Here is a 24,004-nt window from a genome sequence, read left to right on the forward strand (position 1 = left end):
GTTTTTCGGACGGCTTTCTGGGGCATGCGTCGTCAGTGAAGAATAGGGCCACGAATTTGAATAATGTTCATAGGTTTTTGGCCCGATTTCGAGATCTTCCACGCATGGGAATTTGCCGGCGAAGTTCGAATTGAACCGTTCGCTTAGCCAAGTCGCTTTGCACCAAGGAGTCTTCCCATGCGTCGCACACTTTCCAAGCCGAGTCTCGTTGTGTTGGCGAGCGTTGTCCTGGCCTTGGTCGTTTACACGTCCACGCTGGTGCTTGCTCAGCGACGAGGCGGTCGCCGCGGCCCACCTTCGGGTGCGAAGCCCGAAATCGAGGATACGCAGAAGCTAAACGTCTACGCCGACAATTGGTTTGAGCTGTACATCAACGGCGAACTGACGGCGGTGGATTCGATTCGGTTCATGCCGCACAACGTTGTCTCGGTCGATGTGTTCCCCAAGTACCCCATGACGATCGCCGTCATGGCCAAGGACAACGCCGACGCCAAAACCGCCCTTGAATACAACCACACTCAAATCGGCGACGGCGGGTTCATCTTAAAGATGGGTGACGGGACGGTCACCGGAAAACACTGGAAAGCCAAATCTGTTTTCCACGGCCCAATCAATCGTGACATGCGGAATCCCCAAGTTCGCCGGACAGAAATTCCGGAAAACTGGATGGCAGTTGATTTTGACGATAGCGATTGGTCCGCGGCATGCGAATTCAGCGAACAAACCGTGCGACCAAAGCGGCCTTTCTATCAACATGACTTCGAAGGCGCAAAATTCATTTGGGCTGACGATTTGGAACTAGATAACACGGTGCTCTTCCGAGTGACGATCGATTCGCCGCCGGACGGAAGCACACCAAAGCGATTCCCAATTCTTGATGAGTGAAACCATGCAAACACTACGATTATTCGGTCAACTGGTTATCCTCGTGTGGATGCTTAGCTTGACTTGCCACGCTCACGAGTGGCACTTTCACGCAGATGAGGAAACTGATCAAGCGAAGGCGAAGAACGTGAAGCAAGACGATCAAGCGGAGAAGCCACCGATCGCGGTCCACTTCGAAAAGTTCGACGGTGTGAAAGTTCGATGGAACGCTAGCACACTGTTTGTTGAATCCAATGGACTGCCCGACCACGACATGATGATTGGGATTCGATCATGGCAACAGCAGGTACCGATCCCTCAGCCGTTCACCGGTAACAATGCTTGGCAAATCCCGCTGAAACCTCGCCTCGCCAAGAGTCCGATCTCCGCAAAAACGAATCTCTATCGAGGTGCGATTGCGTTGGCAGTCAACGGAGTTCCCATCTTCAATGCGCTTAACAATCGCGGTGATGATGCGCATCTTGCAGGTGAACTCGACCAGTGGGGTGGCCACTGCGGTCGCGGCGACGATTATCACTACCATATGGCTCCGGTGCATCTGGAAGCAGTGGTCGGTAAGGGAAACCCGATTGCATTCGCATTGGACGGCTACCCGATTTACGGTTTGGTCGAAGCCGATGGGACGCCGGTCGGAAAGCTGGACGAATTCAACGGTCAGTTCGACGCCGACGGCAACTACCACTACCACGCCACGAAGACCTACCCGTACATCAACGGCGGCATGCGAGGAGTCGTCGACGTTCATGGAGATCAGGTGGAGCCGCAACCGAGAGACTCACCGATTCGGCCGGCTTACCGTCCGCTCCGAGGTGCAACCATTACAGGCTTTGAGCGATCCGAAAGGCAGTCCGTCCTAACCTATACCATTCGTGGTCAAGAAGGGACGGTCGCCTACGGTCCAGACGGCCCGTCAAAATGGAAGTTCATTTACACAGAACCCGGTAAGCAGCCTCGGACGGAAACTTATGAGCGGCAATCCCACCCAGATGAACGCGGTGGCCGCAGACCACCTCCCCGCAGACGGTAGGCATCAAAACAGTGCCGAGTAAAGCTTCTTGATCATTCGAAAATTGTGTTGGCCGTCTTTGGGCCGTAGGCACTCAATTTTCTTGATAGCTGTTGAGTGTGACTTCTCGGGTGTGGGGAAGGCATCGTGCTGTTGCTCAAGCCCAGCGAGTCCCAGTCAGCCGCAAACGCTCGCCCGCGGCTTACGGCACATCAATCGCCACCCAACTTCAGCCGCAAGCGTTGGGCTTCGCCAAGTGCCGCTCCCCGGCTCATCGCTGCCGTTGCGCTGCTGTGATCCGGATCATCCGTTACCAAGCTTCCTACGCCGAGGGAAAGGATCGGTTCTGCTCAGTCGAGCGTCGATCTGACCGATCGTCGCTCGATGATTCCTCCCGTCTCGCGCTCCGGCAACACTCAATCGCCTCGCCGATAACGGTAGCATGCCAACTACAAAATAGACAAAACGACTTAACGAGTCCTGACACCTTTTTCCGGCTGCGTTCGACGTCGTTTAACGCGGTGGTGTTCCCTGCGTACTTCCAATTCGCAACGACATGATTGATCGTTGTTTTTCCGGCTTGACAGAAAATCGCGATGTAAGCTGTTGGCACACCGAACGCAAACAGCCAACCCCGGGCATGAGGGCATACCCTAAACCAGACCAAGATTGAACAACTCGTAGTGTCAGTGGACGAGTGATGCGATGTGAGATTGTTCGCGAGTGTTGGGGGTGGTTGCAAGAGCAGCGGTGCCAAGATTACGAAGTAAGAACACAACGTCGGACAACAGCTCTCGGAGCCATCGCTATGCCCATAAGACTCGCGAGCACTTTATCGATTTCGCCACAAGAAATGGCGGATCAGATGGCGCAATCAGCCGAATACGATCAGACGACGCAGCGTCTGTACAAGGCGATGATTAAGTATGGTCTGATGTTGAAAGATACGCAAAACTCATCAAGCACCGACCGTAGCACGGCGAAGCAACAACTGTCACTTGCATGTGGTTGTTGGGTCGCGTCTCTGGAGTTCTTTTTGAGGTTACAGCAATGTACGCGGCGTATTCCAGAAGAATTTCTCGATATCTACGATAAGGCGTGGGAGGTATTTCGCCCACGGTCTCACTGGCACTCTTGGGCGGCTCGAGAGCCTTGGTTGATTGCGCCTTATGACTCCACCTACTGCGGCGTGCATGCGTTTAGGGTTCCACAACACCATTGGTGGCCTGGCAGAAATAGCCTTCGGGTTTTGCTCGCTCCGCAGGAGGCAACCCCGACCTTCGTCGTGGGATACAATCGCGTCTACGATGAACTGATCGCTCTTCCGAGGGTCAGAGAACAGGTAAAGCTGCGGAGGCTATCGCCGGTCGGCGGCTAACGGTTGGGCCGCGCGACTTTCTGTCAGTCTTTAGCACTGGCCCCCGGTTTCGGCGCATCACGGAAGACTCCACTTCTATCACAAGCGAATATCATTCACTTGTGGCCGGCAGCGATTTCATCGCAGCCGCTTCACTGATGTGATTTGGATCATCCTTCACGATGCTTCTATCGCCTCGGACACGATCCGTCCCGCTCAGTCGCATGTCGACCTCACCGATCACCGGTCGATGGTCTCGCTGTCCACCCCACGTCGTTCGTCTCGCCGGTAAGGGTAGCGTGTCGACCACACTGCAATATAGACACAACGACTTAATGAGTCCTGACACCTTTATCATCTGCCGAGGATCGACTGATGCTTTTATCTGTCACTGGCAAATACAGCGTGTCGAAAGCGGCCGGCACGCGAGGCATCGTGGCTGGTGTCTTCTTGCGATTCGTTGCCCCGTCTTGCGTGGTTTGCACCGTTGAGTCAACCGAATCTGAGGTTGCGGAGGTTCGGTCACCACGAAGGACACGGAGAGCACCAAGAATGGATCGAGGTGCTGTAGGGGGTGTGTAGGGGGGCTCGAAATGAAACGCGTCACTGGTCTGGCAGCGATAAAAATCGGTCGTCAGCGTCACGGGCAGTAGGCGGGTGCCAGGCGCCGAACGATTTAAGCCTGAGATTCAAACTGATGAACTGAAAAACGACGTCGGCTGGGGAAATCAAGGCGCATTCCGAGGGCGATTGCGCACCGAGAAGTAGCGGTCAAAAAGGAACGCAGAGACGCAAGGTCGCAATGACGCAAAGCTGCGCAACCCAGCTGGATCCTTTGCGCCCCTGCGTCGTAGCGCTTTTGCGTTTCATAAAACTGCCTTTCAGGCAAACGCCTGTTGCCCATCGGACTGACTTGGCATTCACCAACACGCCCTAAGTCAACACGCAACGTCAAACGATGAACGATGGTATCATCGCGCTGAATCGCTGAGTCGGACGATTTGTCTTCGCAGCCCTTCCGCCTTTGTGCTCATGGCGTCCTTCTTGGTTCAGTCATTGCCCCCGACCGGCGAATGCTGTGCAAAATGCGAATCCACGAGATACACGACTGCCCTCTGTGCCAAGATACGTGAGACAACCTCTGAGTTGTTTTGAATGTTGGGGGCACGGAGCAGGCCAGCGTAGCGGATGGATTTTGCTGGCCGGGATAAAGAGTTGGGTAGAGTAAAGGCTTGGCTATAAAGTTGGCTGTAAACTTCCAGCTTGCGATTCAGTTGCTTCGCTTGGTCTCGTCGAGTTCAATTGGATAGGGAACCGGTTTTTCCCAGTGGTGGCGGTAGCCGTCGTGGATCCCTGGGCCGTCGACTCGGGCGACTTCGAAGACGGTTGCTCCTCCGCGTGTGGCTTGAAGCTCATATCCGGTGAGTCGCGATATACCGCATCGGAAACTGATGCTGCCGTTTTCGCGAATGACTTCGACGAGCACGATCGCTTCCGGGTTCGTCCCTTGCGCAAACCCAAAGATCGCGCCATCGATCACGCTCGATGCTTCCGACGTATATCGATACAGCGGTCGCGGCATGAGTCTCAATTGATAAAGTTCACCTCCGTCTTCCCCCCAGCGATCGCTGATCGTGAATCCTTCGGCCAATTGCCGCATCTCGATCAGACGCCCACTCGCCGAAAGATTCAGGCGGGGAGTCTTGTTGACAGAGACTTCTTTTAGGTCAGGCTGCCGAGGCGTCCAGGTCGACTGATTGGGGTGTTTTAAAATAAGGTCCGGTGCAAGGATAACGGTCGATTCAACATAATGCTTCTTTCTGTCGTTGAGGTGGCATTTCGAGATCGCTGCCGGCAGGCCGTCGATCGTCCACAAGAAGACTCCGCCGTTGGCACCACTGATCGGGTTCGCCCAACGAATGATCGGGTCGGTCCGCAGCGCACAGAAGGCGCGGTCCTCTTTGCGAGCCATCTGGTGAGCTTGCTGACGTTTGACCAGGTACGATAAGTGCTGATCTGGCTTTGTCGTCTCTTCGGCCGACATTGGAGTTGGGGGGAAAAGCCCGATCAGTAATAGAAACGCCGCCGACCGAAACTTGGTGCCTGGACTACGCATGATCCGGAATGCCTCTTTGGGGTTTTTCTTTAATATAAGACGGCGTGTCTTAATTGCAAGTTTTGGGGCATTGGGCAGTCGATAAGCGAGTCGGCGTATGACGCCGACTCGTGGCGTTCGATCGGCACACGAAATTCAGTTTACCTAGCGACCTTATCAGCTGAAAAGCAACGCGAGCGCGATTGGGCACCGAGAAGTAGCGGTCAAAAAGGAACGCAGAGACGCAAGGTCGCAATGACGCAAAGCTGCGCAACCCAGCTGGATCCTTTGCGCCCCTGCGTCGTAGCGCTTTTGCGTTTCATAAAACTGCCTTTCAGGCAAACGCCTGTTGCCCATCGGACTGACTTGGCATTCACCAACACGCCCTAAGTCAACACGCAACGTCAAACGACGAACGATGGTATCATCGCGCTGAAACGCTGAGTCGGACGATTTGTCTTCGCAGCCCTTCCGCCTTCGTGCTCTTGGCGTCCTTCGTGGTTCAGTCAATGCCCCCGATCGTCGTGCCTGATCGCCACCACGATTCACCGTGGCGATGCGAAAGTTTCGTTTGCTGGGACGTCTTCACTTTGCAGAACGACGGTCCATCGTACGAGTCAAAGCCGGCGATGGCTGAACTTGACCGGCGCGAGCATTGGACGCAAGCCATAGACCGGGTGCGATTCATGGCAGTGATGTCGGTTGCCGATCGCAGCGACGAAGTCGGCAGATGTCGCTACAATGGGCTGAGCTTGAACTACTCCATAGCCCTCCCGCCTCTTGTATTTGCACCCGAGTTGAGTCACCAGATGTTGCACCGGATCTATTTGTTCACATTGTTTCTGTCGATCCTGACTTCGGGATGGAGTTTTGCTGCCGAACGCAACTCGCGACCCAACATTATCTTCATCTTCTCCGATGATCACGCGGAGCATGCGATTTCAGCATATGGTTCGAAGGTCAACCAAACGCCACACCTCGACCGGCTTGCCGGCGAAGGGGCAAGGTTTACGAATTCGTTCGTCACCAATTCGATCTGTACTCCCAGTCGCGCGACGCTGCTGACGGGCCAGTATTCGCATTTAAATGGCGTGCCGGTTTTCAATCGGTTTGACGCATCGCGTGACACGGTGGCCAAGCATCTGCAAGCCGGCGGTTATCACACCGGCATGATTGGCAAATGGCACTTGGGGTCGGACCCCGTTGGTTTTGATCGTTGGATTGTTTTGCCAGGCCAGGGGGCTTATTGGAATCCGACGTTTCTTGTCCCCGGGCATAAGCTGAACATTGAAGGTCATTGCACAGATGTCACGACCGATTTGGGGATCGAGTTCCTGAAGACGCGACCGGAGGGTAAGCCTTTCTTTCTAATGTTGCATCAGAAGGCACCTCACCGTGCCTGGGAGCCCGATGAGCGAAATAAGGCTCGCTTCAAAGATCAAGTGATCCCCGAACCAGATACTCTGTGGGATGACTACGCTACTCGCCCCGCTGCGTTACCGGAAAACGAGCAAACCGTTGCGAACGATTTGACCCGTCGTGATTTAAAATTGGAGCCACCTGCGGAATTGAAAGGTCGCGAGCGAAATCAGTGGTTGCGAGTCAAGCCGACCGAAGTCACCGTCGAGGGCAAGAAACTAACAGGCGTGGAACTCGTCAAGTGGAAGTACCAACGCTACATGCAGGATTATCTTGCTTGCGTGCAAGGAGTTGATGACGGTGTGGGCAGAGTGCTCGATTACCTTGATGAAGCGGACTTGGCGGACAACACCATCGTCATTTACTCGGCGGACAATGGTTGGTATCTCGGTGATTTGGGGATGTACGACAAGCGATTCATGTATGAACCCGGTTTGCGAGTTCCGTTAATCGCGCGTGGGCCTGGAATTAAATCGGGAAGCACTCCGGCACAGTTCGTAGCCAACATCGATTTGGCTCCTACGTTTCTCGACCTCGCGGGACTGCCGATCCCATCGTTTATGCAGGGGCGAACGCTGGCGCCTTTGTTGCGAGGCGAATCGCCTGATGATTGGCGCGAGTCGGTCTACTATCGCTACTACCATGACCCCGGGCACCACAACACACGGGCCCACTACGGAGTGCGGACGAAGAGTCATAAGCTGATTTATTACTGGAACAAAGACGCTTACGAGATGTTCGACATCGTCAATGATCCGGCGGAACAGCACAATCTGTTGTTCCCCGATGATGAACCAAAAACGCCTGAGGTTGTGGCGAAGTTTGAAGAACTGAAAGCGGAACTCGCAAGGCTTCAAGGAGAGTTCAATGACGATGGCAAGTACGCCGATCCGGCGACATGGCCCAAAGGAAGTTCCGATGGCCCGTTCCCTCACCAGCCGCTGGGCGGTAAAAGCGTGGCGGAAGCCATCGAGCTGTCGCATGAAAGCGACTGATCGTGTCAAGGCATGCATTTGCGGGAACACAGCCCCGTGGGCACCCGGTTTTGGTGGGCACCCGGTTTTGGTGGGCGCCGGTTTTAGTGGGCGCCGGTTTTGGTGGGCCAGCTATGAGGGCCCCGCTGGGAAGAGCCTTGTTAGGGAGGGCTAGGCCTATGCAAATGCGTTCGGTCCAAGGTTGACGACCGGGAAAACGTGATCGTGGCGTTTACTGCTCGCCGTCCTGGAAAACGTATTTCGTGTAGGGCTCGCTTCCCGATTTCATGGTGGCGCGATCCAGACGCTCGACACGCCAGACTTCGGCGCTGTCGTACCTTGCTATCGTCGGCAAGAAATTCGACCGGGCGAATGAGTAATGCAGTTTGCTAATGCCATCTTCGTCGCGAAATTCAAGAAGCAAGAAAGCTTCCGGATCCGTTCCTCTTGCAAAGGCGAACAGTGTACCTTGGACTGCGTTCCCTACCGGTTGATCAAAGTGGTAAAGGGGCTGGGAGAGCAGCCTCAACTGATCGACAGAGCCATCTTTGTCGATGAGCTCTAGCGTGAACTTCTTTGCGATCAACCGCATTTGGGTCAGGCGCTGAGTCGTTGTTCTGCCGCCCGACGGAGCTTTGGGGACGGGCTTCCACTGAACACCAGGTTTGGAACACCGCCAATCGTTCTGCCCTGCGCGAGTTCCCACGATGGGGTCTATCGATAGGGACTGGAACTCGTGTGTGCTGTGGGTGTAGGGGCGATACCATTTGTAGATCGATGCGATCGCGCCCGGCCTTCCACGATCCGACCAGAGGTATACACCACCGTAGATCTCTCCGTTCTCGGGGTCGGTCCAAGTCAAGACCGGTTCTTGACGCAACGTGAGCGAGGTTTCGCCTGCCTGGATTGTGTAGGAAGCCGCGAGCTTTGTTGCAAGCTTGGTGAACCGCGCCGCCGCATCCTCACCGTCTGCCGCTAGACCGCGGCAACAGGGAACCAGCATCAAAGCCGCGACCAAAAGACGACAGATCATTGAGTCACCCGGGGAGTCGTGGGATAAAAAAGGAATTATCAAGATAAGACATCGCGTCTTAAATTGCAAGGTTTTCATCCGACCGCGACCTCCAGGCTTCGATGCAACGCAACCGGGACGATTGAAAGAGACTCAAGTTCTGTTCCAGCTTGACCGACGGGGGGCGAGGTGCTCGCCTCGCTCAAAGAAGTCAGGTCTCGCGGGTGGACGAATCGGTTTGAAAAATGGCGGAAGAATGGATCGGCGTCAGAGCCATCAAGTAGGATGGAAGGTCATCCCGCCAGGCCTGCAACCGGCACGTCGGCTCAACGGGCGCCGTGACTTTCGTCAAACTTAAATCGAACCAGGTCGAATGCAGTTCTTGATTAAACCGATCTCACTTCCGCTGGCTCTTTTCTTGGCGCTCTGCTTCATCGATCGATGTGGAGTCAGCGCGACCGAGGTCCCCGGCGACGTGTCAGCGTTTCTCGAACAGCACTGTATTGATTGTCACAGTGGCGACGAGCCGGATGGAGACCTCGATCTTACGACGCTAGGTTTCGAGCTTGATGATCTAAAAACTAGGCAGCGATGGTTGCGAGCCCACGATCGGGTTCATGCCAAAGAGATGCCGCCGGATGACGCGATGACTTTAACGTCCGAGCAACGGATGACGTTCACACGAGCCCTCTCGCGGTCGATCGTGCGCGCCGAAGCCGGACACAATGATGTCGTCTTGAGACGTTTGAACAAACACGAATATCAAAACACGGTGCGCGATTTGTTCGACACCGATGTGATCGTGCATGGTTTACCCGACGATTCGTCGACCAATGGCTTCGATACGGTCGGCGAGGGGCTAGCGGTATCTGCGGAAGCGATGACCGCCTACCTCGCTGCCGCCGACCAAGTTTTGGATGCCGTCTTCGGTCCTAAAGAAAAGCCAAAAGCGATCCACCATGAAACCAATTTGCTTGATCAAGTGGATTGGCGCGGCCGACCGATGGACCAGCAGATCGGAAAGATGTTTCGGCAAACCGACGATGGGCTGGTGGTGTTTCAGTCTGGTTATTGCCCCACGCACCTTGTCAATTTTTCTCGCTTGCGAGCCCCCGCCGGGACGTATCGCGGAACGTTGAAAGTCCGTGCGGTCCAAAGCGAAAACCCGGTGACATTGCGGATCTACGGCGGCGATACGATCGTCAATCGTCGTGAACAGCATCTGGTCGGATACTACGACGTTCCCCCAGGCGACTGGACAACGATCGAGTTCACGGACCGCTTGCTCGAAGCTGGCGGTACGTTCCATCCCAAATGTTATGCGACCCGAGACACACGAAAAGACGCGGACACATGGCCCCACCCCGGCATCGAGATCGGCGACATCACCATCGAAGGTCCACTCGAACCATGGCCTCCGGTTTCGAGGACGAAGCTTCTCGGCGAAATCGACGTGACGTCCGCCAACCAAGCGGACGCCCGAACGGTGTTGCGGCGATTGTTGCCAAAAGCCTTTCGCCGACCGATCGATGACGACGATCTGAAAAGCTATCTGGAACTGTACCAATCAAGTGTCACCACAGGACAGTCATTTGAATCGGCACTTCGCGTCGCGATCAAAGCGGTCTTGTGTTCACCAGAGTTTCTCTTCTTGATCGAGCCGGGAGAGTCGCAAATCGATTCGTACGCCCTCGCCTCACGACTCTCCTACTTTCTTTGGGGCTCGATGCCAGACGAAACGCTTTTTTCGCTGGCCGCAAACGGTTCACTGTCAAATCCCCGGGTTCTATGGGGCCAAGTCGAGCGAATGCTGAACTCGCCGCGTGCGGCCAGACTGACGAAAGGCTTCACCGGGCAGTGGCTCGATCTACGTGAAATTGATTTCACGCAACCGGATGCGAATCTGTATCCTGAATTCGATGAACTGCTTCGAGTCTCGATGATTCGAGAAACCGAATTGTTCTTCGAAGAGATCCTCAAGAATGACTTGAGCTTGGTCAACTTTGTCGATTCTGAATTCACTTTCCTCAATGAACGACTTGCCCGTCACTACGGGATCGATGAAATCCATGGTCAGGCATTCCGCAAGGTCCAGTTACCTGATGACAGCCAACGCGGCGGTCTGCTGACGCAAGCCAGCGTGTTGAAGGTGACGGCCAATGGGACATCGACCTCGCCGGTTTTGCGTGGCGTTTGGATTTTGGAGAATATCTTGGGAACACCGACGCCGCCACCACCGGACAGCGTCGGCTCGATCGAACCGGATATTCGCGGTGCGACGACGATTCGTGAGCAACTAATCAAACACCGAGACATCGAATCGTGTGCCGCTTGCCATCGCCGGATCGACCCTCCCGGATTCGCGCTCGAATGTTTCGATCCGATCGGCGGCTATCGTCATGAATACCGAACGATGGCAACCGAGGGTCGGCGGCCGAAACTCAAGCAAGCACCGTTCACGTACAATTGGGTTCGTTATCGTTTGGGGCAAGACGTCGATTCCACGGCGGTGATGCCGAACGGAATGACGATCACTGACATAACGAGTTTTCGAAACGCTTTGGCAAGCGATCCCGATCGATTGACGACTAACCTTGCCGAACAACTGTTGACGTATGCCATAGGACGCAAGCTTGGCTTCAGCGATCGTCCTCTGGTTGATCAAATCGTAACGCAAACACGTGAACGACACTATGGTTTTCGTTCACTCGTTCACGCGGTCGTCCAGAGCCCCGCCTTTCAACAACCTTAGGTTCATTCGATATGTCTCGTTTCGAACGCCGATTTCTGTTGCGTGGTGCCGGTGTCGCACTTGCCTTGCCGCTCCTTGAATCGCAAGCTCTCAGTCAAAGTTCAAAAAATCCGAAACGTCGTCTCGTGGCGATCGACGTCGCACTGGGATTGCATGCGGCAAACATCATTCCGCAGCAGTCCGGTCGTGATTACCAATCGCCAATCTACCTGAAATTGCTCGATGACTATCGCGATCAATTCACGATCATGTCGGGCGTTTCTCATCCGGAAGTTGGCGGTGGGCACGATTCGTACAAGTCATTTTTGACCTGTGCTCCCCATCCCAATAGTGCCGGTTTTCGAAATTCGATCTCGCTGGATCAACTCGCGGCGGCGAAGTTTGGCAGCGAAACACGCTTTGCGTCGCTGGCACTGAGCAGTTCTGGGCCTGGATTGTCCTGGTCCCGCAGTGGCGTCGAAATCCCAACGCAAACTCGTCCGTCACAGGTTTTCAAGCAACTGTTCTTGGCCGGCAAACCAGACGAACAGAAACTGCAGCTACAGCGGCTCCGCGAGGGACGAAGTGTGCTGGATGTGGTGATGGAAAAAACTAAGCGATTGCACGCCGCGTTGACCGGACGCGATCGCCAAAAGCTGGACCAGTATTTCGAAGCGGTTCGTGAAGCCGAGCGTCGGTTGGCGAAAGCCGAAGCGTGGCAACAGAAACCCAAGCCGTCCGTCGACGCAAAGGTGCCTCGTGATGAATTGGATCGCACACGAATCGTCGAGCGGATGCGTTTGATGTACGACGTCATGCACCTCGCGATTGAAACCGATTCGACACGGTTCATCACCTACAACATCTCCGGGATGAATTCAGTGCCAGTCATTCCCGGGATCGATATCGACTACCACAACCTGTCACATCACGGCAAGGATCCTACCAAAATTGCTCAGCTCACAATCGTCGAGTCGGCGATCATCAAAGAGTTCCGTAGGTTTCTGGCAAAGCTGAGCGAGAGCGTCGAAGAAGGACAGGCACTGCTGGATTCGACGATGGTCTTGTTCGGTTCGAATCTGGGCAATGCAAGCAGCCACGACACAAAGAACATGCCAATTTTGCTCGCCGGTGGTGGATTCAAACACGGCCAGCATCTCGCGTTCGATCGCGACCAAAATTATCCATTGCCGAACTTGTTTGTTTCGATGCTACAGTGTCTTGGCATGGAGACGGACAGATTCGGAACCGGCATTGGAACGATGAGAGGACTCGAAATCGGGTGATAGGGGTTGCCACTTGCAAAATGAACATTGCAAGTGGGTAGCAATGGATTCCGTCGGCGATTGATGCTAAACCGAAAAGTGGTCGACTTGCATCGAGTGTATCCGGGATAGCGTTGATTCAAGGTCTCAGGTCGATTGATTGGTGAAGGAATCGGCACGCTTTCGATTCGAAGAATCGAGCGACATTGTCGCTCAACTTTCCAAGTTGAGAGCGGACCAACGCAAGTGGCTCCGCCGAACTGAATGACGACGCTGATTGGTAACACCTCCTGTGCAAGAAGCACTGGAAAGAGTCCTGACAGGAATGGCACCTTAACCGTTCACGCCGTATGTCAACTGCACCAATCCGCAATCGAAGGTGCGGGTGCTTTCGTGCGTCAGCCGAATGTCGCGTTGGAATTCACCGAATAGCGAGATCCCCGTGCCTAGTAAGACGGGAATCACTGTGATCACTAACTGATCAATCAGGCCGGCTCGCAGAAAGCGTTGAATCGTTACGCCGCCGTCGACGTACAGTTTGTTGACGCCTTCATCCGATAGGCGACGGTGCAATTCGTCCGGCGACTCTGTTGAATGCGTGACGCAGGACGGCATGTCGTCCGGAAACGTGATCGAGTGCCGGCTCAGCACAATCACCCGCTTCCGCCCGTAAGGCCAGGGACCAAGTGTTCGTACTTTCTCATACGTGTTTCGTCCCATCACCAGCACGTCGATCGTCTTCATGAAGTCACCGTAGCCGCAATCCTCTCCGGAAGGAACGGTCGCGTTGGCTTCGTCGAGCCAATCGAGGTTGCCATCGGGACGGGCAATGAATCCGTCGAGGCTTGTCGCAATAAAAACCGAAGCTGTCGCTGACATTTTTTGTCCACCGAGAGTTATCGTATCGTGTTGCTAACGGAATCGCTTCCGGTGAAATATGGATGCTCGTCCCTAGAGCCCATTTGAAATGGGTGTCATCATTGGTCGGCCATGAACATCAAACGATCAAAACGTTTTCGGTCCGGCTGTGAATGCAACTGGATGTTTCTTGTTGTACTGATTCAACCAGATTGACTTCGCGTCGGCGTCATTCGCGATTTTATTGCTGCAACCAATTCAGGATTGCCTGATTCGTTTCTTGCGGTTTTTCTTGTTGGATCCAATGTCCACAATCCAAACTGATCACGTCAACGTTGGGAACAAACTGCGTTAAACGTTCTGACTTGGGGATCATGTCTCGGTCGCCATAAATCATCAATGTCCGATGCTGGATGACTGGATCCACCTCGGCTAGAAGATGCCAATTGCGGTCAAGGTTGCGATACCAATTGATACTGCCAGAGAACCCCGAGGACTCGAATGCGTCCACGAACACCGCTAGTTCTTCGTCACTCATCAGTGGGTCGCCAAGCGGTCGTTCTGCCTGAGCAAGATTTATCATGACCATGCCGGGTTCGGGACCTGTCGAAGGTAGGTTCTTTCGGTACAAGTTGCGAAGAAACTGGCGTGTGTTTTGTTCTAGTACCGCATCGGCAACACCGGGATGTCGATTGAAGTGAACGAAGTATTGGTCATCGCCGAATACTTGTTCCATGAATTCGATCCAAGGGACATCGCCGCGTTCTTGGTAAGGCAAGCTGAGGTTGATCAGTTGCTTGACACGCCCGGGGTGCAACAATGCCAAGCCCCACACAACCATCGCCCCCCAATCGTGACCGACAAAGGTCGCATCCTCGTATCCGTAGTGATCGAGTAGTGCGACCAGATCGCTCGTCAAGTGACTGAGATCATAATCGGTGACACGGTTAGGCCGAGAGGAGTTTCCGTAGCCACGTTGGTTGGGCACGATGACGTGGTATCCTGCGGCGACGAGAGAGGCGATCTGATGCCTCCATGAAAACGCATGCTCTGGCCATCCATGGCAAAGCACGATGGGCGTTCCGGCGTTTGCTTCGCCTGCCTCGAAAATTTCGAGATCAACGCCATTGACGGAAACTAGGGAGGGGGGCGGGAACTTGCTCTGATCGGGCACGTTACTTTCTTGGGGTGATTCGATGTGATTCGCTGCCGTCCACTGCGGCGTTGTTTCTATCGGTGACTTTACATGGCCCTCCTGACAGCCTACTGTCAGCAGCATTACGAGATTTCCAAAGTTTCGTTTTCATGGGGAAGTTCATTGCGCCGGGCAGATCGTCTTTTTCGGATCGTCGAGTACTTGAAAGCTCGACGCAAAGCGGTGACGGCCAGCGAACTCGGTCAAGAGTTGGAAGTCGGGGTTCGGACGATCTATCGCGACATCGCTGACTTGAGAGAATCCGGCGTGCCACTGACGGGGGAAGCAGGCGTGGGGTACCTCCTCAAGTCCGACTATGTCGTCCGGCCGCTTTTGTTTGATGATGAAGAACTCGAGGCCCTCGCGTTGGGAGCCCAGATGGTGCAGAGCTGGGCGGACCCGGCGATGGCGCTGGCGGCGCGGAAAACGCTCGACAAGATCACCGCGGTCCTGCCCGATTCACTTGGCGACAGCATTCGTCAGTCGACGTCGTTCTCCTACCCAAGTTCCGGCAAGCCGTCACTTCAAATCGATTTCACTTCGTTGCGACGGGCGATTCGCACCCAGCACTTTGTCGAGATTACCTATGTCGATCTACCAGGCGCCGAAACCAATCGACGTCTTCGTCCATTGGCATTGATCTTTCTAGCACCGGTCTGGCTTGTCGTCGGTTGGTGTGAACTGCGACAAGATTTTCGCAACTTCCGTTTAGACCGCATGCAACGCATGACAGTGCTAAATGAGTCGTTTGAGACAGAAAGCGATAAAACGCTTGAAGCGATGCATCGGTTATACGAACAAGAGTCTCGGCTGTCGGATCAGAAATCGTCGTAAGCAAATTTGTTGTTTTCGATGACTCATTGTTGAAACTGCTTCGCCCAACCGCTGACGGTTCGCCGGATGGTTTGTTTGTCAAAAGCTGCAAAGCCAAGAATCATTCCTGCGGCGTCAGGAGACCGTGAGTAGAAGCTGACGGGATGGTATTCGACTTTGGCTTCGTTGGCCGCGGCGACCAGCCGTTCGTCGGTGGCTTTTGTCACGCCGCGTACGACCAGATGCATCCCGGATTGAGGTAGATCGACTTCAATGAGGTCGCCAAAATGATTTTGTAGTCCACGGTACAGTGCTAGTTGCCGGTCGGCGTAGAGCGAGCGCATGCGGCGGATATGTTTGACGAAGTTTCCAGACTCGATAAAGCGGTGAAGTACCATCTGGACATGCGGCGGCGACGCTCGGTCCTGAAGAAACTTGGCATAGGCGAACGCTTTTGCGAACTGTGTCGGAACGACAAGAAAGCCCAAGCGTATCGCCGGAAACAGCAACTTACTGAACGTGCCCATGTAGATCGTTCGCCCAGACGAATCTAAGCTTGTCAGGGCAGGATGAGGCCGCCCCGTGTATCGAAATTCACCGTTGTAGTCGTCTTCGATGATCCAACTCCCGTGGCGATGGGCGATCGCGATCAGTTCCAGCCGACGATTCAGACTCATCGTCATTCCCATCGGCCATTGACCGCCGGGAGTCACGCAAATGAGCCGAGGCTTGGGAGTTCGGGTGGGGATTCTCGACAGATCGATTCCTTCGGCATCGAGCGGCAATGGGATCACACTCGCTCCGGCGATGTCGAGCAGGCGACTGGCCGGTGTGTTGCCGGGGTCCTCGACCCAAACGGTGTCGCCGGTATTCAGCAACAACTGCGCGGCAATTGTGATCGCTTGCTGGGAGCCCGATGTGATCACCACTTGGTCTGGATCACAGGACACCCCTCGTGCGACCGCCATGTAGCGAGCGATTGACTCCCGGAGAGGTCCGTAGCCTTGTGGATCGCCAAGTTTGAGATGCTCATAGGACCAGCGGGATTGTTCGTGACAGAAGCGGTTCCACGTTTTCAACGGGAACTCGTCGACCGCGGGTAGGTGGGGAGTGAATGCCTTGGGAGTCTTCTTGAAAGGAGGCATCCCGTTGGCCTCTTCGGACAGCTGCTGACCGACCGCCGAGAGACATCCGTCGGAGGTTTGGTGCGGTCCGGAAAGGACTGCAGGGCTATCGAAGTCAAATGCCTCCGGAGGCATTTTGGCGACCCGTGTTCCGCTACCGCGAGTTGATTCCAAATACCCTTCGGAAATCAGTTGCTCATAAGCGGCCAGCACAGTGTTTCGTGAAACACCGATCGCACTGGCAAGGTTTCGACTCGAAGGGATCCGTTCCCCCGGATTTAATGTGCGACGCGCGATGGCTTGGCGGAAATGATCTTCCAACTGACGGTAAACCGGTGTGGCATCGGTTTCGATCAATCGGATGGATTCGAATTCGAATTGTTCTTTCTCTCGCATTGTCAGCCTCTCAAAGTGGCACCGTTAAATTGTCGAAAAGTGGATCTTCTTTGGTGCCACTGGGTTCGTATGATTCTAACTCACACGCTTCGTCAACGGCCACTAGGAGAAAGAGATGCGAGCGAATTACTTTCGATGGATCCCCAGTGAAATTCAACTGCTTTCGAGTCTCGAAGCCGAAATGGAATCGTACTCGTTTGGTGAGTCACTGCTTGAATTGATCAAACTGCGAGTTTCGCAAATGAACGGTTGCGCGTTCTGTGTAAGCCTCCACACTCAGCAACTTCGGATCTTCGGAGAGTCGAACGAGCGGATCGATTTGATCAGCGTTTGGGAGGAAGCGTCTTGCTATACCGATCGAGAACGCGCGGCGCTCCGCTGGGCCGAAGCACTGACTCGGCTACCCGATGGATCCGGCGTGAGCGACGAGCTTTACGAAACAACGGTCACGGAGTTTGGCGAAGAAGCAATCAGCCAACTCAGTCTTGCGGTTGCGATGATCAACACCTGGAATCGCTTGGCGGTGCCCTTTCGGACCGATCACAAACACATCCCGTCTTTATTAAAGCATCCCGTCCGGCCAACTTGCTAAGGAATCGAACCATGATCAAGACACTTCAACTTGCGCTGTCCGCTTGCCTGCTTTCGATCGCCACCGTTCCATTCGGTGATGGCCCACAGGTTCATGGCCAAGACGCACCGCTAGTCACGGCGAAACCGGATGAAGTTGCAAGCCCACCGAAATCTGCTCGGACAAAGATGCCGGTCGTCAAAGTCCTTCGATCGGATCCCGTGTCGTGCGAATCGAACGGGAAATCCATGTCGGCGTCACTGATCGAAGTCACCTTCGCACCGTTGGCTTTCTCTCCACCACATCGCCATCCCGGCGAAGTCGCCGGGTACGTCCTGGAAGGAACGCTTGAGTTCAAAATTGAAGGGAAGACGCAACAAGTCTTGCGTGCCGGCGACACCTTCTTTGAACCAGCGATGATCTTGCACGAGGTTGCTCGGAATCCGGATCCTGAAAAGAGATGTCGGATTTTGGTGACGATGATTCATCCTCGAGATGCCCAGCAGTTGACCATTCCCGAACGGGAACTCACTAACTCGGGTGAAGTGGATGATCGTGGGGCAATCGCCAAAGCCGCCGCCCCGACGGTTCCGCCCCAATCGCCGCCGGAAACCTGCACGATCAATCTTGGCGACAGTTCGAATCGATCTGAGTTCGACGAGAGCTTGCCAACGATTGGCGTCCTGCTCTTTGATTCTGTCTTGATGACCGAAGTCACCGCACCGATCGACGTGTTTTCAAAGCCGGACGAACAGGGGAGTCGGCAATTCAATGTGGTGACTGTTGCGAAATCGTATCAGCCGATCGCGATGGAAAGTGGGCTGCGTGTGCTTCCCGATTATTCGTTCGAAGATTGTCCAGAACTCGATGTGCTTGTCGTGTCCAGTTCCTACGACATGGAAACGATTGTTGCATCATCCGACATCGTCGAATTTGTGAGAAGCAAAGGAAAGAACACGAAGTTTACGATGAGTAATTGTGCCGGTGCCCACTTGATCGGCGCGTCGGGACTCGCCAACGGTCGAAAAATTGTCACGTACATCGGCGGTGGCGAATTGCTTCAAACGCACTACCCCGAACTTCGAGTCCAAGACGACAGCCGGGTGAGTTTCGTGATTGATGGAAAAATGGTTTCCTCCAACGGTAATCTCGCGAGCTACATCTCGGCGCTGGAGCTATTGGAAACGATGACCGGCAAGGGTCACCGTGAGTTTGTCGAATCGCAATTGTATCTGGAGCGATTAAAAAATTACGAACGCTGAACTTCAGCCAAATGCGTGCCTCACATCGCCAGCACAAAAAATGCCATCGATCGGTATTCTGATCCGATAAACAAGTCGCTTGGTCCTGGGGCCGCCTGTCTTACGACGTTAAATGTGGCGTGACGTAGTTTGCGAACCCTGGTGGACGTTGCGGTGTCAGAGTTATCATTTGATTTCGGTAATGCGGCGTGAAACGAACCTGCAAAGGAAAGAAACTTGAACAGCCCTATCATCCTCGGTGCGCTCGAGTCCATTCAGGTTGGCCGGACGCGGCAGTACGACGGGAACAGCGATGCCGGGAAGCCTTGGTCATCGGCGATCGCCAAACAGGCCATCAGCGGACCGGTCGAAGTCACCGAAACCAAGCTTGTCGGTGATGAGCAAGCCGACTTGAAACATCACGGCGGCATTGACAAGGCGGTGCTGGCATACGCAGCCGCGCATTATCCGCTTTGGCAACAGGAGTACCCCGATCGACCGCTCGGGCCGGGGAGTTTTGGTGAGAACCTGACGCTTTCACAAGCGAACGAAGAATCGGTGTGCATCGGCGACGTGATTGAGATCGGGGACTGCCAATTGCAAATCTCGCAGCCTCGACAGCCGTGCTGGAAATTGGACCGTCGTTGGAAGATTCCGAAGCTGGCGATGATTGTCCAGCAAAACGGACGCACCGGTTGGTACTACCGCGTCATCCGCACCGGATCGATCGAAGCCGGATTGCCGGTGACATTGATCGAGCGGCCCTTCCCCGACTTGACCGTCGCTTGGGCGAGCCGTGTGATGTACGCCAAACCCCGGTCCACCGAAGACGATTTGCGACTGGCTGAGTGCGAAGCTTTGTCAGAATCGTGGAAAACAACGCTCTTTAGGCGAGCCAAAAAAGGTCGTGAGCCCGACTCGTCGGCTCGACTTGACGGTCCAAGCTAACGAGGCCCGCAGCGTGCTTGCTGCGGGGTACTCGATCACTTTGCGATTTTGATCGGCGTTGTTGTTTGCCCGGACGCCCCACCTTCCGATCGATAACCCCAAACGAATTCAAGATTATCTTTGGCTGAATCTTTCAAACGCCCCAGTTGAAATTCGATCGTTTTCGTTTGGCCTTCGGCGAGTGGTTCGACCAACCAAGTCAACTCACTCGTTCTGAGACTGATCGCTTCTTTGGTGGCCATGATGATCTCGATATCGTTGGAAGGTTTGACAAAGATTTCATATCCATTTTGAAGCTGCATTGAACGATGGGCGACGATGCGAACCAAGATGGTTTTCTCGGATTCGGTGGGCTTATCGACGTGCAGTTCCAGCACGTCATCGAGTTTGGTCGTGATGACGTCCTTATCACCGGAATCCGAAGGATCGTCAGAGGCCGTGGCTTTTCGCAGGATTGGCTCCCAAGCCGGTGCATCGGACTCATTGAGTGCCCAAGTCTCTCCGGTCATTCGATTGAAAAGAAGCGTGTTCTTACCGGTGACAATGATGCGATATTCAGGTTTGGCTGGAGATTGCTCGGCAAACAATCCAGAGCAAGCTGAGGCCAGCAACAGGCCGATGGCAAGTCGATGGAGCATACGAATGTTCCGTTGGGGATGAAACACGAGTGGATGTGACCGACATGTCCCATCCGAACACTCAGGTTATCAGATTGGCCACGACGAATCGCGAATACCGCAAGTTTTCGATTTGCCCGACGGACAATTCATCGCCTCGGTGCTCAAGTTCCCACGGGCTACGCGAACGCTTGCCGCAATGTTTCTAAGCTTTTCGGGATCGCGGTTTCGTGCTCTTCCTTGCCTTCGAATTCCAGTGAGATGTACCCTTGGTAGTCGACCTCGCGAAGGATACTGGCGACACGATCGTAATCGATGTCCAGCGTGTACCACGTTCCGCCGCCGAAGTAGGTTTTCGCTTGAACGAAGACGGCCTTCGGGGCCATGATCTTGTATTGTTCGTATTGGTTTTCCAGAAAGTTTCCCGTGTCCAAAGTTGCTTGTAGCCACGGTGAATCAATCGCATCGATGATTCGCACGACGGCGTCGGCATTTCGTCCGATGCCCCAGTGGTTTTCCAACCCCAATGTGACACCACATCGTTCGGCGGCGGGCAAGCATTTTTCCAAGCTATCGATCACCCAACCAAAGGCGTCTTCGTCGGTGTAGCCGTCCAGTCGAGGTTCGATGCCTTTGTTGGCCATCAAGGTGTCGAAATCTTTGCTCGTTCCCCAACGCCCCGTATTCACTCGGATCGTTGGAATCCCCATCGCATAAGCCATCTCGATGCAATCGATGGTGTGCTGGATGTTTTCTTGACGTTGCTCGGCACCGGGGAAGACAAAACTTTGGTGCGTCGAGAACCCACAAAGATCGAGACCGTTGATAAACGCCCGTTGTTTAATCTTTTGTAGCGCGGCCGGTGAGGTGTCTTGCATTTGAACATGCAGGATTTCTACACCATCAAATCCGGCTTCCGAGGCTAGGTCGATGCACTTTTCGATCGTCAGTTTACTGTCGTCACGGTATCGCCAATACGAGTAGGTCGAGACGGCAATCCGATTCGGTCGTGAAGTCGCTGTCGTAGGTTTCGCGGTTGCGACCGATGCGGAAGCGAGTGTGCTAAGCGAGGCGGCGCCGGCGGCGGTCAAGAGATCACGTCGATGAAGTTTCATGGTACTTTCGGGGCTGAAGGACTGGTGATGCGTTCCGATTGGGACAACGGAAGAACTTTTTTGTCGTGGCTTAGAAGCAATCGTTGTTGGACGATTCGGGCCACCTGCACAAGGTCTTCGGGGCGGTCGGCGATCATCGCGACGCCAAGTTCTTGAATCATCAGTCGTAGCTGGTACGACCATGTTCCCACGGGTGGGGTTGCGGCGGGTGGGGTTGCGGCGAGTGGGGCTCCCGCGGATCGGTCGATCGCCACGAACTGCAATACATCATGATGGCTGACGGCGACCTGTGCGATCGAAAGTGAGACGGCGGAGCTATTCGCGGCATTCATTTCCCAAAGCACAAATCCTTGCCCGTTAGCATGATTCGCTGTTTGGTTGGCGGTGGCGATCGCCGAGCGTACATAGGATGCGTCGACCGCGCGGACGTCACAAGTCATCGTCGTCTGCGCCGTTGGGTCATCGGCGGCTGCGTGGGCGAATGCGCCGACAAACCGACGTGCGGCGTTGAACCAACGTCGATTCGTCGCGGCAACGTAAAACGGGACCGGGTTCAATCGAAACTCCACAACGGCGATGGCAAATCGGGTGCTACAGTGAATACGATTCTAACTTTCGCAGCAATCGTGCGCGAGAAATATTCAATCGCCTCGCCGCTTCGGCTCGATTTCCGTCGGCCGACTCCACTGTCGACAGGATCAACTGACGTTCGAAGTCGGCGACCACTTGATCCAAATCGATCGGCTCAGATTCGGTGGACACCACGGTGGGCTGATAAGATCGTATCGCCAGCGGCAGATCTTCGGGGGCAATCGCAGAATGGCGTGCGGCGCGAATCGCGTGCCGAATGGCTTGGTCAAGTTCGCGGAAATTGTCTGGCCAGGGGTATAGCACCAACGCATCGAGTGCCGCCGAAGAGAACCGGTCAGCGTTGCCTTCTCCGGTCGCGCGGCGTCGGTCAAGTAGCGACGTCGCGATCAATGGGACATCCTTGATTCGGGCGGCGAGCGAGTTCAATCGCAAACGTAGCCCACAAAAGCGGTCTTGCAACCGATCGACCACCTGGTTCGCTATGGTTTCGTCTTGGCTGTCCGGGTCGGTGTCATCGTCGGTCGTCAGATGGGTGATGGAGGTCAGTCCGATTAACCGCAAGCGATCGCCGTGGGTTTCGAGATGGTCGATCAGACGCTGTTGAGCTTCGACGACGGTTGCGTCCATATCACGCAAGATCACGCTCGCATTCTTACCGTCGGCGAGATGATGAAGGATCGGCCCTAGGCTTGCATCGAGCAGTTCCGCGTCCATGAGCGAGCCTTCGACAACCACCACCGGTTCCGAAGGCGCGGACCGATCGTGGATTGTGCGCGCGATCGCTTCCTCAAGGCATCCCGGAGGGGATTCGATCAGAACATCACTGCGGAGTTCGCCGGCAAGTTTTAGTTGTCGTCGCAGCCTGATGGCGACTTTGGAGTCACCGAGCGTGACGAGCGACGCCACATCGGAATGGTGACGACGCCATGTATCGACACGTTGGCGAAGCAGGCGGGCGAGTTCGACATCGCCGTCGTAGCCGGCGTCATTAAACTGACCGGCGACTGCCAGCACGATGGCATCTTCGCGATGACCGAGTTTGACAAAGCGGGTCTCCATCGCGGTGAACTGGCGGGCGCGTTTACCCGTCATCGATGGCTGTACCAATAAGGACGCCGATCCACGATTGGAAATCCCTGGCGGCGGGGCCAACGACGCGGCAAGAAAGTCAAGAGGATCGTCACTGATCGAGGCGCCGGCAACACATGATCGCCCGACAAGCATTTCGGGTTCGATCGACAACCAGTCACCGACGCTGCCGGAAAGGTACGCCAGTTTGCCGTCCGGGCCGATCACCCAAAAGGGATCGGCGGCTTTATCGATCAGGCGACTCAGTGGCCGAATGCTGGTGCTGGTCGCCATCGGTGCTCGCCGCGGTTACCGCTTAAAAGACGTCCAAGATGAAATGGTGACCGCTATGATAACGGCGATTGCTGGGGTAGTAGTTGTGCCACTTCTTGTTGTAGACCGGGATCCGCATTTCTTGCGGATAGCGGTGATACATGCTGTCCGCACTTCGGTAGTACTCTTGGCCCCAGAAATTTTGGGGATAGTAAACGTACGGGTAATGATAAAAGCGATTCCAATCGCGAGTGCTAGCACTGCCGCCCCAAGCCTGGCCATAGGCCCGCTGGTCGGCAGACGCTTGATCGGCAAGCATGAACGCCGATGCAGCCAGGACGGCGACGATGATCAATTGACGAAGCATTGCTGCTTTCCCCCTAGGTCAGCCTCAGTGAGCCGGGCGTCGACCGTGACGCAGGCCATCGGTGGGCTTAGTTGATGGTTAAT

Annotated in this window: 21 protein-coding genes; 10 read left to right on the plus strand and 11 right to left on the minus strand. The window is 54.8% G+C overall.

Annotated elements, in window-relative coordinates:
• Positions 1-177: 177 nt before the first annotated feature.
• From FYC48_RS05675 to FYC48_RS05685, 3 genes are all read left to right on the plus strand, one after another.
• Positions 178-885: a hypothetical protein gene (locus FYC48_RS05675; RefSeq protein ID WP_149495613.1), complete on the plus strand. Its 708-nt coding sequence runs from the start codon at positions 178-180 to the stop codon at positions 883-885.
• A 4-nt stretch (positions 886-889) separates the two neighbouring features.
• Entirely contained in the window at positions 890-1,912 is a 1,023-nt protein-coding gene (locus FYC48_RS05680; RefSeq protein ID WP_235034088.1) for a YHYH protein, read from the plus strand.
• A gap of 787 nt (positions 1,913-2,699) precedes the next feature.
• Positions 2,700-3,269, plus strand: coding sequence for a hypothetical protein (locus tag FYC48_RS05685; RefSeq protein ID WP_149495615.1), 570 nt, complete (start codon positions 2,700-2,702; stop codon positions 3,267-3,269).
• Between the two features lie 91 nt (positions 3,270-3,360).
• Here the strand turns inward: FYC48_RS05685 and FYC48_RS05690 are convergent, their stop codons facing one another.
• Positions 3,361-3,597 carry a hypothetical protein gene (locus FYC48_RS05690; protein WP_149495616.1) on the minus strand — a complete coding sequence of 79 codons (237 nt, stop codon included), beginning with the start codon at positions 3,595-3,597 and terminating at the stop codon, positions 3,361-3,363.
• 921 nt (positions 3,598-4,518) lie between these two features.
• A complete protein-coding gene (locus FYC48_RS05695; RefSeq protein ID WP_160149344.1) occupies positions 4,519-5,292 on the minus strand; it encodes a hypothetical protein in 774 nt (257 codons plus the stop codon).
• Between the two features lie 680 nt (positions 5,293-5,972).
• Between FYC48_RS05695 and FYC48_RS05700 the strand changes: the two genes are divergently transcribed.
• On the plus strand, positions 5,973-7,757 hold the full coding sequence (locus tag FYC48_RS05700) for a sulfatase family protein (protein WP_235034089.1): 1,785 nt from the start codon (positions 5,973-5,975) through the stop codon (positions 7,755-7,757).
• Between the two features lie 211 nt (positions 7,758-7,968).
• Here the strand turns inward: FYC48_RS05700 and FYC48_RS05705 are convergent, their stop codons facing one another.
• Positions 7,969-8,769, minus strand: coding sequence for a hypothetical protein (locus FYC48_RS05705; RefSeq protein WP_149495618.1), 801 nt, complete (start codon positions 8,767-8,769; stop codon positions 7,969-7,971).
• Between the two features lie 352 nt (positions 8,770-9,121).
• Here FYC48_RS05705 and FYC48_RS05710 point away from each other — a divergent pair, with 352 nt between their 5' ends.
• Both FYC48_RS05710 and FYC48_RS05715 read left to right on the plus strand, forming a co-directional pair.
• A complete protein-coding gene (locus tag FYC48_RS05710; protein ID WP_149495619.1) occupies positions 9,122-11,500 on the plus strand; it encodes a DUF1592 domain-containing protein in 2,379 nt (792 codons plus the stop codon).
• An 11-nt stretch (positions 11,501-11,511) separates the two neighbouring features.
• Positions 11,512-12,765, plus strand: a complete 1,254-nt coding sequence (locus tag FYC48_RS05715; RefSeq protein WP_149495620.1) for a DUF1552 domain-containing protein — start codon at positions 11,512-11,514, stop codon at positions 12,763-12,765.
• 312 nt (positions 12,766-13,077) lie between these two features.
• Here the strand turns inward: FYC48_RS05715 and FYC48_RS05720 are convergent, their stop codons facing one another.
• Both FYC48_RS05720 and FYC48_RS05725 read right to left on the minus strand, forming a co-directional pair.
• On the minus strand, positions 13,078-13,623 hold the full coding sequence (locus FYC48_RS05720) for a dihydrofolate reductase family protein (protein WP_149495621.1): 546 nt from the start codon (positions 13,621-13,623) through the stop codon (positions 13,078-13,080).
• A gap of 220 nt (positions 13,624-13,843) precedes the next feature.
• The gene (locus tag FYC48_RS05725; protein ID WP_235034090.1) at positions 13,844-14,776 is read right to left on the minus strand and encodes an alpha/beta fold hydrolase; all 933 of its coding nucleotides are present in this window, start codon (positions 14,774-14,776) and stop codon (positions 13,844-13,846) included.
• Between the two features lie 72 nt (positions 14,777-14,848).
• Between FYC48_RS05725 and FYC48_RS05730 the strand changes: the two genes are divergently transcribed.
• Positions 14,849-15,631 carry a helix-turn-helix transcriptional regulator gene (locus FYC48_RS05730; RefSeq protein WP_230777090.1) on the plus strand — a complete coding sequence of 261 codons (783 nt, stop codon included), beginning with the start codon at positions 14,849-14,851 and terminating at the stop codon, positions 15,629-15,631.
• Between the two features lie 23 nt (positions 15,632-15,654).
• On the opposite strand, the gene pdxR is transcribed toward FYC48_RS05730, so the two are convergent.
• Complete coding sequence (gene pdxR, locus FYC48_RS05735) at positions 15,655-17,130, minus strand: MocR-like pyridoxine biosynthesis transcription factor PdxR (protein WP_149495623.1); 1,476 nt, start codon at positions 17,128-17,130, stop codon at positions 15,655-15,657.
• Between the two features lie 115 nt (positions 17,131-17,245).
• On the opposite strand from pdxR, the gene FYC48_RS05740 reads away from it, so the two are divergent.
• From FYC48_RS05740 to FYC48_RS05750, 3 genes are all read left to right on the plus strand, one after another.
• Positions 17,246-17,722, plus strand: a complete 477-nt coding sequence (locus FYC48_RS05740) for a carboxymuconolactone decarboxylase family protein (RefSeq protein WP_149495624.1) — start codon at positions 17,246-17,248, stop codon at positions 17,720-17,722.
• Between the two features lie 11 nt (positions 17,723-17,733).
• A complete protein-coding gene (locus FYC48_RS05745; protein ID WP_149495625.1) occupies positions 17,734-18,963 on the plus strand; it encodes a cupin domain-containing protein in 1,230 nt (409 codons plus the stop codon).
• Between the two features lie 216 nt (positions 18,964-19,179).
• Positions 19,180-19,890 (plus strand): MOSC domain-containing protein, encoded by a 711-nt coding sequence (locus FYC48_RS05750; protein ID WP_230777086.1) that lies wholly within the window; start codon positions 19,180-19,182, stop codon positions 19,888-19,890.
• A 35-nt stretch (positions 19,891-19,925) separates the two neighbouring features.
• Here FYC48_RS05750 and FYC48_RS05755 read toward each other — a convergent pair whose 3' ends face one another.
• The 5 genes from FYC48_RS05755 to FYC48_RS05775 all read right to left on the minus strand — a co-directional run bounded on the left by FYC48_RS05755 (position 19,926) and on the right by FYC48_RS05775 (position 23,873).
• Positions 19,926-20,528, minus strand: coding sequence for a hypothetical protein (locus FYC48_RS05755; protein WP_149495626.1), 603 nt, complete (start codon positions 20,526-20,528; stop codon positions 19,926-19,928).
• 158 nt (positions 20,529-20,686) lie between these two features.
• On the minus strand, positions 20,687-21,622 hold the full coding sequence (locus tag FYC48_RS05760) for a sugar phosphate isomerase/epimerase family protein (protein WP_149495627.1): 936 nt from the start codon (positions 21,620-21,622) through the stop codon (positions 20,687-20,689).
• Positions 21,619-22,179 (minus strand): hypothetical protein, encoded by a 561-nt coding sequence (locus FYC48_RS05765; protein ID WP_149495628.1) that lies wholly within the window; start codon positions 22,177-22,179, stop codon positions 21,619-21,621. Before FYC48_RS05765 ends, FYC48_RS05760 begins: the two co-directional genes overlap by 4 nt.
• A gap of 34 nt (positions 22,180-22,213) precedes the next feature.
• Entirely contained in the window at positions 22,214-23,575 is a 1,362-nt protein-coding gene (locus FYC48_RS05770) for an AAA-type ATPase lid domain-containing protein (RefSeq protein ID WP_149495629.1), read from the minus strand.
• 22 nt (positions 23,576-23,597) lie between these two features.
• Complete coding sequence (locus FYC48_RS05775) at positions 23,598-23,873, minus strand: calmodulin-binding protein (RefSeq protein WP_230777116.1); 276 nt, start codon at positions 23,871-23,873, stop codon at positions 23,598-23,600.
• Positions 23,874-24,004 lie beyond the last annotated feature (131 nt).

This window comes from Roseiconus lacunae (assembly GCF_008312935.1).
Taxonomy (GTDB): Bacteria; Planctomycetota; Planctomycetia; order Pirellulales; family Pirellulaceae; genus Stieleria; species Stieleria lacunae.

What these genes read in the sequence shown, in the direction of transcription:
- FYC48_RS05675 (WP_149495613.1), top strand. Translation starts at nt 178, where the DNA reads ATGCGTCGCACACTTTCCAAGCCGAGTCTCGTTGTGTTGGCGAGCGTT.
- FYC48_RS05680 (WP_235034088.1), top strand. Translation starts at nt 890, where the DNA reads ATGCAAACACTACGATTATTCGGTCAACTGGTTATCCTCGTGTGGATG.
- FYC48_RS05685 (WP_149495615.1), top strand. Translation starts at nt 2,700, where the DNA reads ATGCCCATAAGACTCGCGAGCACTTTATCGATTTCGCCACAAGAAATG.
- FYC48_RS05695 (WP_160149344.1), bottom strand. Translation starts at nt 5,292, where the DNA reads ATGTCGGCCGAAGAGACGACAAAGCCAGATCAGCACTTATCGTACCTG.
- FYC48_RS05700 (WP_235034089.1), top strand. Translation starts at nt 5,973, where the DNA reads ATGGCTGAACTTGACCGGCGCGAGCATTGGACGCAAGCCATAGACCGG.
- FYC48_RS05705 (WP_149495618.1), bottom strand. Translation starts at nt 8,769, where the DNA reads ATGATCTGTCGTCTTTTGGTCGCGGCTTTGATGCTGGTTCCCTGTTGC.
- FYC48_RS05710 (WP_149495619.1), top strand. Translation starts at nt 9,122, where the DNA reads ATGCAGTTCTTGATTAAACCGATCTCACTTCCGCTGGCTCTTTTCTTG.
- FYC48_RS05715 (WP_149495620.1), top strand. Translation starts at nt 11,512, where the DNA reads ATGTCTCGTTTCGAACGCCGATTTCTGTTGCGTGGTGCCGGTGTCGCA.
- FYC48_RS05720 (WP_149495621.1), bottom strand. Translation starts at nt 13,623, where the DNA reads ATGTCAGCGACAGCTTCGGTTTTTATTGCGACAAGCCTCGACGGATTC.
- FYC48_RS05730 (WP_230777090.1), top strand. Translation starts at nt 14,849, where the DNA reads ATGGCCCTCCTGACAGCCTACTGTCAGCAGCATTACGAGATTTCCAAA.
- pdxR (WP_149495623.1), bottom strand. Translation starts at nt 17,130, where the DNA reads ATGCGAGAGAAAGAACAATTCGAATTCGAATCCATCCGATTGATCGAA.
- FYC48_RS05740 (WP_149495624.1), top strand. Translation starts at nt 17,246, where the DNA reads ATGCGAGCGAATTACTTTCGATGGATCCCCAGTGAAATTCAACTGCTT.
- FYC48_RS05745 (WP_149495625.1), top strand. Translation starts at nt 17,734, where the DNA reads ATGATCAAGACACTTCAACTTGCGCTGTCCGCTTGCCTGCTTTCGATC.
- FYC48_RS05755 (WP_149495626.1), bottom strand. Translation starts at nt 20,528, where the DNA reads ATGCTCCATCGACTTGCCATCGGCCTGTTGCTGGCCTCAGCTTGCTCT.
- FYC48_RS05760 (WP_149495627.1), bottom strand. Translation starts at nt 21,622, where the DNA reads ATGAAACTTCATCGACGTGATCTCTTGACCGCCGCCGGCGCCGCCTCG.
- FYC48_RS05770 (WP_149495629.1), bottom strand. Translation starts at nt 23,575, where the DNA reads ATGGCGACCAGCACCAGCATTCGGCCACTGAGTCGCCTGATCGATAAA.
- FYC48_RS05775 (WP_230777116.1), bottom strand. Translation starts at nt 23,873, where the DNA reads ATGCTTGCCGATCAAGCGTCTGCCGACCAGCGGGCCTATGGCCAGGCT.